A 9,447-nucleotide genomic window follows, 5' to 3' on the forward strand; every position below is an offset into this window, starting at 1 on the left:
CGCCGATGGCTTCCTCGTGTCCTGACCTGCGTCGGAGCGAGCTGGGTCGGCCGCCCACCGTCAGCCCACGGGCCGCAACTGATCACAAAAGTCGGGTTGGAGTACTAGCCGCGTTGGGCGGACCGGGGCAACGGACCGGGGCAACGGAGGCCGTCGGGGACCGTCGGTCAAGGAACAGTCAAGGAGCACCGGAACCGCCTGGACGACGCGCGGCCGGCCCGGGTCGGGCGAAAGGCTGCTATCGAGGCAGTCGACGTTAGGTTAGCTGGCATAATGATCGTTGAGGACGGGCACCGGGAGGTCGATGATGGGTGACCACCACGCGGAACTGACCGGCCTGTTGCGCGAGTGGCTCCCCCGGCAGCGATGGTTCGCCGGGAAGGGCAGATGCGGGGGCGGCCTGCGGATCCGCCACGACGTCATGGTCTTCGAACCGCTACGGCTGCTCGTCGTCGACGTCGACTACGACCACGGCCCGTCGGACCACTACCAGGTTCCGGTGGTCATCCGCTCGGACGCGCCCTTCGGCCACGAGGGCTTTCTGATCGGCGAGAGTGCCGGCGGCCTGGTCTACGACGGCCTGCACGACCCCGATGGCAGCTCGGCCCTGCTGAGCTTCCTCCGCCGGTCGACACACCGCGACGGCCTCGTCGCCGAGGCGCTGGAACCACTGGGCATCCTGCCCGCCCACACCGTCGGCGCCGAGCAGTCCAACACCTCGATCGTCTACGGCGACGCCTACATCCTCAAGGTGTTCCGGCGGCTCTGGCCGGGCGTCAACCCCGATCTGGAGGTGACCCGGGCGCTGGCGGAGGCGGGCAGCACGCACGTGGCCCGCCCCGTCGCCTGGTACTCCGGCCGGGTCGACGGGACACCGACCACCTTCGGATTCCTCCAGGAGTACCTGCGCAGCGGCACCGAGGGCTGGCGGCTGGCGCTGGCCAGCGTGCGCGACCTGTACGCCGAGGCTGACCTGCACGCCGACGAGGTCGGCGGCGACTTCGCCGCGGAGGCCGAGCGGCTGGGTACCGCCACCGCCGAGGTGCACGCCGACCTCGCCCGGACGCTGCCAACGAGGCTCGCGACCGCCGACGCCCTGCGGTCCCTGGTGACCTACCTGCATGGCCGGCTGGACGCGGCGGTCGAGGCCGTCGCCGAGCTGCGTCCCTTCGAGGCGGCGATCCGCAAGAGCTACGACGAGGTGACGGGGACGTCGGCGCAGGCCGTCCATCCCCGGCCCTTCCAACGGCTGCACGGCGATCTGCACCTGGGTCAGGTCCTGCGGGTCGACTCGGGCTGGGTGCTGTTCGACTTCGAGGGGGAGCCGGTCCGCCCGGTCGCCGACCGCGTGGGGCTGGAGTCGCCGCTGCGCGACGTCGCCGGGATGCTGCGCTCGTTCGACTACGCGGCCCGGTCGATGCTGCTCGAACGCGGTGACGAGCCGTCGTTGGCCTACCGCGCCCAGGAGTGGGCAGATCGCAACCGGGAGGCGTTCTGCCGGGGCTACGGTGCCGCGGCCGGCCGCGATCCTCGTGAGGATGCCGTGGTGCTGCGTGCGTTCGAGCTCGACAAGGCCGTGTACGAGATCCTGTACGAGGCCCGCCACCGACCGGGGTGGATCGGGATCCCGCTGTCCTCGGTGGGACGACTGACCCGGTCCAGCCCGTCGGCGGGGTGAGCCACGGCCCGCCCCGGGCCGCGGCGGCCGCCCGGCAGCGGTACCGGCGCCCGGGCGCGGATCAGCCAGAAGACCCGACAGAAGACCCGAAAAAATCATCGCGCAGAGAGGCAGGGGTGTCCCAGTGAACAACGGCGACGTCAACAACGGCACGGCGCGGACGGGACGCCTGGCCACCGGGCTCGCCCCCGACCGACCGAACCCCGGAGGGGTGGATACCGCCGTCCGCAACGGCGGTGGCCGGGTGGCGCTGGCGGACTGCGACGCCTCGTCCGCCGCCACCCAGCCTGGACAGACCGCCGACGATCCCGCCGTGCCGTCGGCCCCGCCCGCGGCCCCGCCCGCAGTCGCGGTCGCCCCTTCGGTCGGCCTGCCCCACGACGGCCTGGAGCGGGACGGCCTGGAGCGGCTGGTCAGCGGGGCGCATCACGACCCGCACACGCTGCTCGGGGCGCACCCGCATCCCGGTAGCGACGCCACGGTCGTGCGGGTGCTGCGCCCCGATGCGAGGGCCGTGACCGTCCTCGTCGGGCCGGCCCGGTACCCGGCCACCCGGCTGCACAGCGGCGGGGTGTTCGGCGTGGCCGTGCCGGGAGTGCTGCCCGACTACCGCATCGAGGTGACCTACCCGGACGGCTCGTACCTCGTCGACGACCCCTACCGGCACCTGCCCACCCTCGGTGAGATGGACCTCCATCTGATCACCGAGGGCCGGCACGAACAGCTCTGGAAGGTGCTCGGGGCACATCCGCGCGCGCTGACGACGCCGGGCGGCGCCACGGTCACCGGGGTCAGCTTCGCCGTGTGGGCCCCCTCTGCGCGGGGGGTTCGGCTCGTCGGCGACTTCGACTTCTGGGACGGGCGCGCCTTCCCGATGCGCTCGCTCGGCCGCTCCGGGATCTGGGAGCTGTTCGTCCCCGGCGCCGGCACCGGCGCCCGGTACAAGTACGAAATCCTCGGCTTCGACGGGATCTGGCGGCAGAAGGCGGATCCGCTGGCGTTCCACACCGAGGTGCCGCCGGCCACCGCGAGCGTGGTGTTCGCCTCCGACTTCACCTGGAATGACGGCGCGTGGCTCGACCGGCGGGCCCGGACGGCTTGGCGCACCGAGCCGGTGAGCGTCTACGAGGTCCACCTGGGCTCCTGGCGGCGCGGGTTGTCCTACCGGGAACTCGCCGAGGAGCTGACCGCGTACGTCGTCGAGAACGGCTTCACCCACGTGGAGATGCTGCCCGTGGCCGAGCATCCCTTCGGCGGCTCCTGGGGCTACCAGGTGTCGGCCTACTACGCCCCGACGGCCCGCTTCGGCAGCCCCGACGAGTTCCGCCACCTTGTGGACACGCTGCACCGCGCCGGCATCGGGGTGATCGTCGACTGGGTGCCGGCGCACTTCCCCCGGGACACCTGGGCGCTGGGCCGCTTCGACGGCACCCCCCTGTACGAACATCCAGATCCACGCCGCGGTGAACAGCCCGACTGGGGTACCTACGTCTTCGACCTGGGCCGCCCCGAGGTACGCAACTTCCTCGTGGCAAACGCCCTGTACTGGTTCGAGGAATTCCACATCGATGGACTACGCGTCGACGCGGTCGCCTCGATGCTGTACCTCGACTACTCCCGGCCGGAGGGTGGCTGGCTGCCCAACATCCACGGCGGCCGGGAGAACCTCGATGCCGTCTCGTTCCTGCAGGAGACCAACGCCACCGTCTACCGCCGTTTCCCGGGCGCAATGATGATCGCGGAGGAGTCGACCGCGTGGCCCGGGGTCACCCGCCCCACCCACCTCGGCGGCTTGGGCTTCGGCTTCAAATGGAACATGGGGTGGATGCACGACACCCTCGACTACAACTCCCGGCTGCCGATCCACCGCATGTACCACCACCATCAGATGACCTTTTCGATGGTGTACGCATACTCGGAGAACTTCATCCTGCCGTTCAGCCACGACGAGGTGGTCCACGGCAAAGGTTCACTGCTACGCAAGATGCCCGGCGACCGCTGGGCACAGCGCGCGAACCTGCGGGCGCTGCTCGCCTACATGTGGGCGCATCCCGGCAAGAAGCTGCTCTTCATGGGCTGCGAGTTCGCCCAGGACAACGAGTGGAACGAGTCTGCGTCCCTCGAATGGCCCCTGCTGGACGATCCCGCCCACGCCGGTGTCGCGGACCTCGTGCGCGACCTGAACGGGCTCTACCGGACGATCCCGGCCCTGTACCAACACGACGCCAACCCGGCGGGCTTCTCCTGGATCGACGCGAACGACGCGGAGAACAACGTCTTCTCGTTCCTGCGCTGGTCGGGCGAGGACCCGGCGGGCGGCGTGCTGGCCTGCGTCGCCAACTTCGCCGGCATCGGGCACGAGGGCTACCGCATCGGGCTGCCGTTCCCCGGACGCTGGCGCGAGATACTCAACACCGACGGGTACCGCTACGGCGGCGGCAACATCGGCAATCTCGGCTCAGTCCAGGCTGTCGAGGAGCCGCATCACGGTCTCGACGCCTCGGCAACCCTGACGCTGCCGCCCCTCGGGGCCATCTGGCTCTCCCCGCACCGGACGCCGTTCGGGGTTTCTGCCGGCCAGTGAATGTGGGGACCTGAGCACGGTCTGCGGTCCCTGGACCGTGCCTGGCTCCCCACAACCCGACTACCGTACGCTCAGAAGAGGGCGGCTGCCAGGGAGCGTCGGGCCGGGGCCACCGCGGGCTCCTCGTCACCCAACGCCTGGAACAGCCCGACGAGGTGCGCTCGGGCCCTTTCCCGCTCCGGCCCCGCCGTCCGGCGGACGACCTCGACGAGACCAGCGAGGGCCCCGGCCACGGCTCCCTGCGCGATGCCCAGGTCAGCCGCGGCGACCGCGGCCTCGACGTCGTCCGGATTCGCCGCCAGCCGGTTGCGGATGTCCACCGGATCGTACCCACGCACCCGGCGCAGCAGTTCGGCCCGCGCGAGCCCGGTCAGGGCCTCGGGATCCGCGGGCGCCTCGGTGAGCCGGATGCGATAGGACTCGACCGCGGTGTCGAAGTCGCCACGGGCAAGCGCCGCCTCGGCCGCCGCCACATGTGGGTCACGGGCGGGACCGCCCGCGGCTGCCGCGCCCGGGACTCCGCCCATCGCCTCGTCGACCAGGGAGAGCAGCTGATCGAGCCAGCTCCGCACCTCCCGTTCGGGCACGGCGCCGGTGAACTCCCCGATGATCCGCCCGCCGATCACCGCCTTCACCGCGGGGATGCCCTGCACGCCGGCGGCCTGCGCGAGGCCCGGGTTCGCATCGACGTCGATCTTGGCGAGGATCCACCGGCCGCCGTCCACCGCGGCGAGCTTCTCCAGGATCGGGCTGAGCTGCTTGCACGGGCCGCACCAGGAGGCCCAGAAGTCCAGCACTACGGGAACCTGCATCGACCGGCTGACCACGTCGGTGGCGAAGCTCGCCTCGGTGACGTCGATGACCACGGGCCCGGCTGGCGCGCCGGGACGGGCGTCCGGCGCGGCCGTGGCGGCGCTACTGGCGGGGGGAGGCGGGGTCGCCGGCTTGGGGTCGAGCGGGACGGCGCCGGCGAGGCGCAGACCGCCGAGGCTTTCGGGCAGACGTCCCGCGCCTCCCGCGCCTCCCGCACCGCGCGGCGATCTGGATGGGACTGGTGGCCTACGTTGCATGCCTCCATCGTGGCATCTGCTTCCGGTCCGTGGACTCGGCACCGGACGACTTTCCCGGTCCTCATGTCCGCCTCGCCCAGGGTCAGACCCAGATCCCCAATCCGGGCCTGCGGGCAGCGGCCGGCAGGCAGCGGCCGGCGGTCAACGATCAGTGACGTCCGTGCCGGTCTCGTCCCCGGCCAGCAACCGGTCGACCGCGGCGACCTTCGTGTGCAGAGCGTCGGTGACTCCCGGGCGAAGATCGGCCTTCAGCACCAGACTCACCCGGCCAGCGCGGGCCGAGACCGCCTCGGTGGCCCGGCGGACGACGTCCATCACCTCGTCCCACTCGCCTTCGATCGTGGTGAACATGGCGGTCGTCTCATGGGGCAGCCCACTGGCCCGCACCACCCGGACCGCCTCGGCGACCAGATCCGCGACCCCCTCGCCCTGACCGATGGGCGTGACACTGAAGGCAACAAGCATGCGGTCAGACTTATCACGACAGTCCGCTCACCGCGCGTCGAACAACGCAGGGCCACTACCCTGCTACGCCGATGCACCGAGGTCGTCGGTAAGCTATTTGCATGTCACGAAACGTCGCGGGAAAACCGGCCGGCGATCCAGTTGAGCAAACCCGGGACAACGGTCTCTGACGGTACGCCCTACCATTGCCCGCCGTGGGGTGGAAGAAGACGGATAACGAGGCGTAGGTGGGGTCACGCATCTTGCTCGACGCGCTGACGGACCTGGCTGTGGTCATCGGCGCGGATGGTCGTGTCACCGACATGGGTGCCGCCGCCCGTGCCTTCCTCGGTGACCGGGTTCCCCGCGTCCCCCATCTGCGCGACCTTGTCGACGTCGTCGACCCCGCGTTCCGCCTCGCTCTCGGTGAGGCGGTGACGACCGCGCTGGGGCGGACCGGGCAGTGGCGTGGCTCGGTGGGACTCGTCGACCTGGCCGGGGCCACCGTGCCCCATCACGTGACGGTCCGGGTCGACCCGGAGGGCGGGCTGGTCGTCGTCGCTCGGGACACCAGCGACCAGCGCGCCCGCGAGGTCGCCGAGAACGAGTCACGGGCCAAGGACGAACTGATCGCCCGGCTCGGCCACGAATTGCGGACCCCGCTGAACGCCATGCTGGGCTTCGCGCAGCTGCTGGAACTCGAACCGCTCACCCCCGACCTCCACGACGACGTCGAGCGGATCATCACCGGTGGCCGCCACATGCAGGCGTTGATCGATGACGTGCTGGACCTAGCCAGGCTCCGCGCGGGCCGAGGGGACATCAACAAGGGGCCGGTCAACGTCCTCGACATCGTCCAGGGCGTGGTGGAGCTCGTCGAACCGCTCGCGGCGCAGCGCAGCATCCGGCGGGTGATCCATCCGGCGCTGCCGCTCGTCGCCGACGCGGACCGCCGCCGCCTGTGGCAAGTCCTGCTTAACCTGGTCGGTAACGCGCTGAAGTACGGCCGGGAGGGCGGCAGCGTGCGCGTCGGCATCGTGCCCATCACCGGCTCGCGGATCCGTATCGAGGTCGAGGACGACGGCGCCGGGCTCTCCCCCCGGGCGATCGACCGACTGTTCCGGCCCTTCGAGCGCCTCGGCGCCGAGCGCAGCGGAATCGAGGGCAGCGGGCTGGGCCTCGCCCTGTCCCACGCCCTGGTCACGGCGATGGGCGGGGTGCTTACCGTCGCCAGCCGGTACGGCGTGGGAAGCGTGTTCGCCGTCGTGCTCGACGCGGTCGACCTGCGTTTCGAGGATCTCGATGATGACAGCGGGTTCGGAGGCAGTTACGGTGGTCTCCCCTATCGCTCCGGCGAGTCCGGCACGGTCGCCCTCGGCCGTCCTCCCGCACCCGGCGGCCTGCGGGTCGTGCACGTCAGCGGCGATCCCGCCCTGCGTTCCCTGGTCGCCGAGACCCTCACCGATTTCCTGGCCGCGGACACCGTGACCGTTCCCCGCGCCGGTCTCGCCCTCGACGCGGTGCGGGGGGCCCGGCCGGCGTTCATCCTGCTCGACCGGGACCTGCCCGACACGACCGCGGCCGAACTGCTCGCCCAGCTCGCGGCGGACCCGACCGCCGGCGTCATCCCGGCCCTGGTCCTCAGCGAGGACACCGACCCCCGCGAGCGGGCGCACCTGCGCCGAGCCGGCGCCGTGGACGTCCTGAAGATCCCGCTGGATCCCGGCGCCCTAGTCGCCGCGGCAGCCGCGCTCACCACCGCGATGACCGCCCCGAGCTGACCTGACCGGGCCGCCCCGAACGGCGCTTTAGGCGGGGAAGAGCTCGAAGTCCAGAAAGTCGAAGCCAGGCGCCACCACGCAGCCGACCAGAACGTGCTGTCCGTCGCGCGGGGCCGCGGTCTGCCATTCGCCGGCCGGCACGACGAGCTGCGGCGCCTGGCCCGCGGCCAGATCGGGTCCGAGGATCCGCCGGTCGGCGGCGACCGGCACCCGGCCCGACCCGCCGAGGGTGAGATGGATGGCCCCACCGCCCTGCCAGAGCCAGATCTCGGCCGAGGCCACCCGATGCCAGCGGGACACCTCTCCCGGACGCAGCAGGAACAGGATGGACGTCATGACGGGGCGCCAGCCGCCATGTGCATCGATCTGGTCTGGACTGGCCCAGGTCCGGCGGTACCAGCCGCCCTCGGGATGTGCTTCGAGACCGAGCTCCCGCACCAAGTCGCCGGCCGGCGGCGCGGGGTCGTCGATGCGGGTCATCCCGGGAGCCTCCCCGAGGCCGGCCGTCACGCTGGAACGCGCAGCACCAAGGCGTCTCCCTGGCCGCCGCCGCCGCAGAGACCGGCGGCGCCGATCCCGCCGCCGCGGCGCTTCAGCTCGTTGGCCAGGGTCAGGGCAATCCGGGCACCGGAGGCTCCGACGGGATGACCGATCGCGATCGCGCCGCCGTTGACGTTGGTGATCTCCGGGCCGATCCCGAGGTCGTGCATGGACTGGATGACGACCGCGGCGAAGGCCTCGTTGATCTCGACGAGGCCGAGATCGGCCGGGGTGAGCCGCTCCTTGGCCAGCACCGCGAGGATGGCGCGCGAAGGCTGGGAGTGCAGGGAGGTGTCCGGACCGGCCACGAAGCCGTGGTGACCGACCTCCGCGAGGATCGGCAGGCCGAGCTGTTCGGCCTTCGCCCGGCTCGCCACGATGACGGCGGCGGCGCCGTCGGAGATCGGCGACGACGAACCCGCGGTGATCGTGCCGTTGCCGTCGAAGGCCGGCCGCAGCTTCGCGAGCACCTCGGCGGTGGTGTCGGGACGCACGCCCTCGTCCTGGTTGACGGCCAGCGGCTCGCCGCGGCGCTGCGGCACCGCGACCGGGACGATCTCGTCCTCGAACAGCCCGTTCTTGATGGCGGCGGCGGCCCGCTGATGCGACTGGGCGCCGAACTCGTCCTGCTCGGCCCGGCTGATGCCGAGCCCCGCGTTGTACCGCTCGGTGCTCGCCCCCATCGCGATCTGGTCGAAGGCGCAGAACAGCGCGTCGTGCTCGGTGGCGTCGAGCAGCTCGGCCCGGCCGTACTTCACCCCGGAGCGCAGCGAGCGCAGCAGGTGCGGGCCGCCGGTCATGGACTCCATCCCACCGGCGACGACAAGGTCGAACTCCCCGCTGGAGATGTACGTGTCGGCCAGGGCGATCGCATCAAGGCCGGACAGGCAGACCTTGTTGATCGTGATGGCGGGCACCGACAGCGGGATGCCGGCAGCGACCGCCGCCTGCCGGGCGGTGATCTGGCCCGCGCCGGCCTGGATCACATGCCCCATGATCACATAATCGACCGCGTCACCGGACAGGCCGGCCCGCGCGAGGGCACCCGAGATCGCGATGCCACCGAGATCCGTCGCGGTGAAGCTCTTCAGCGCGCCCGACAGTCTCCCGAACGGTGTCCGCGCTCCAGCCACGATCACGGAACCAGGCATGGATGCCTCCTCATCTCCAGGAAGATCTTTGGGGCGGGCCGGGACGGCGCCGGCACACGGCCTGCGGTGGCGTCGTCTCGTGGCGGCAGCCCCGAGAACAGCCGTCCCTGACACGATAACGTGATCATTCCCGAGATGCCGGGCCACGATTCCGGTCCCCAAGGACAAAAACACCTAGCCGGACCCGCGGGACGGCCAA

General features: G+C 71.4%; 7 protein-coding genes. 3 read left to right on the top strand and 4 right to left on the bottom strand.

What is annotated here, in order from left to right; all coding sequences use genetic code 11:
* Positions 1-307 precede the first annotated feature (307 nt).
* Positions 308-1,678 carry a maltokinase N-terminal cap-like domain-containing protein gene (locus tag ACY45C_RS06885; protein ID WP_462186823.1) on the top strand — a complete coding sequence of 457 codons (1,371 nt, stop codon included), beginning with the start codon at positions 308-310 and terminating at the stop codon, positions 1,676-1,678.
* A 124-nt stretch (positions 1,679-1,802) separates the two neighbouring features.
* A complete protein-coding gene (gene glgB, locus ACY45C_RS06890; protein ID WP_462186801.1) occupies positions 1,803-4,262 on the top strand; it encodes a 1,4-alpha-glucan branching protein GlgB in 2,460 nt (819 codons plus the stop codon).
* A 71-nt stretch (positions 4,263-4,333) separates the two neighbouring features.
* Here glgB and ACY45C_RS06895 read toward each other — a convergent pair whose 3' ends face one another.
* Together ACY45C_RS06895 and ACY45C_RS06900 are read right to left on the bottom strand one after the other, a co-directional pair.
* Complete coding sequence (locus ACY45C_RS06895) at positions 4,334-5,332, bottom strand: tetratricopeptide repeat protein (RefSeq protein WP_462186802.1); 999 nt, start codon at positions 5,330-5,332, stop codon at positions 4,334-4,336.
* A 141-nt stretch (positions 5,333-5,473) separates the two neighbouring features.
* Positions 5,474-5,797 carry an MTH1187 family thiamine-binding protein gene (locus ACY45C_RS06900; RefSeq protein ID WP_462186803.1) on the bottom strand — a complete coding sequence of 108 codons (324 nt, stop codon included), beginning with the start codon at positions 5,795-5,797 and terminating at the stop codon, positions 5,474-5,476.
* A 227-nt stretch (positions 5,798-6,024) separates the two neighbouring features.
* Between ACY45C_RS06900 and ACY45C_RS06905 the strand changes: the two genes are divergently transcribed.
* Complete coding sequence (locus ACY45C_RS06905; RefSeq protein ID WP_462186804.1) at positions 6,025-7,557, top strand: ATP-binding protein; 1,533 nt, start codon at positions 6,025-6,027, stop codon at positions 7,555-7,557.
* Positions 7,558-7,584: 27 nt separating this feature from the next.
* Here the strand turns inward: ACY45C_RS06905 and ACY45C_RS06910 are convergent, their stop codons facing one another.
* On the bottom strand, positions 7,585-8,037 hold the full coding sequence (locus ACY45C_RS06910; protein ID WP_462186805.1) for a cupin domain-containing protein: 453 nt from the start codon (positions 8,035-8,037) through the stop codon (positions 7,585-7,587).
* A gap of 26 nt (positions 8,038-8,063) precedes the next feature.
* A complete protein-coding gene (locus tag ACY45C_RS06915) occupies positions 8,064-9,248 on the bottom strand; it encodes an acetyl-CoA C-acetyltransferase (RefSeq protein ID WP_462186806.1) in 1,185 nt (394 codons plus the stop codon).
* Between the last annotated feature and the right edge of the window lie 199 nt (positions 9,249-9,447).

The sequence above is a fragment of the Frankia sp. CcWB2 genome, from assembly GCF_977927585.1.

Excerpts from the sequence above, each read along its gene's own strand:
- ACY45C_RS06910 (WP_462186805.1), bottom strand. The coding sequence starts at position 8,037 with ATGACCCGCATCGACGACCCCGCGCCGCCGGCCGGCGACTTGGTGCGG.
- ACY45C_RS06895 (WP_462186802.1), bottom strand. The coding sequence starts at position 5,332 with ATGCAACGTAGGCCACCAGTCCCATCCAGATCGCCGCGCGGTGCGGGA.
- ACY45C_RS06900 (WP_462186803.1), bottom strand. The coding sequence starts at position 5,797 with ATGCTTGTTGCCTTCAGTGTCACGCCCATCGGTCAGGGCGAGGGGGTC.
- ACY45C_RS06915 (WP_462186806.1), bottom strand. The coding sequence starts at position 9,248 with ATGCCTGGTTCCGTGATCGTGGCTGGAGCGCGGACACCGTTCGGGAGA.
- ACY45C_RS06885 (WP_462186823.1), top strand. The coding sequence starts at position 308 with ATGGGTGACCACCACGCGGAACTGACCGGCCTGTTGCGCGAGTGGCTC.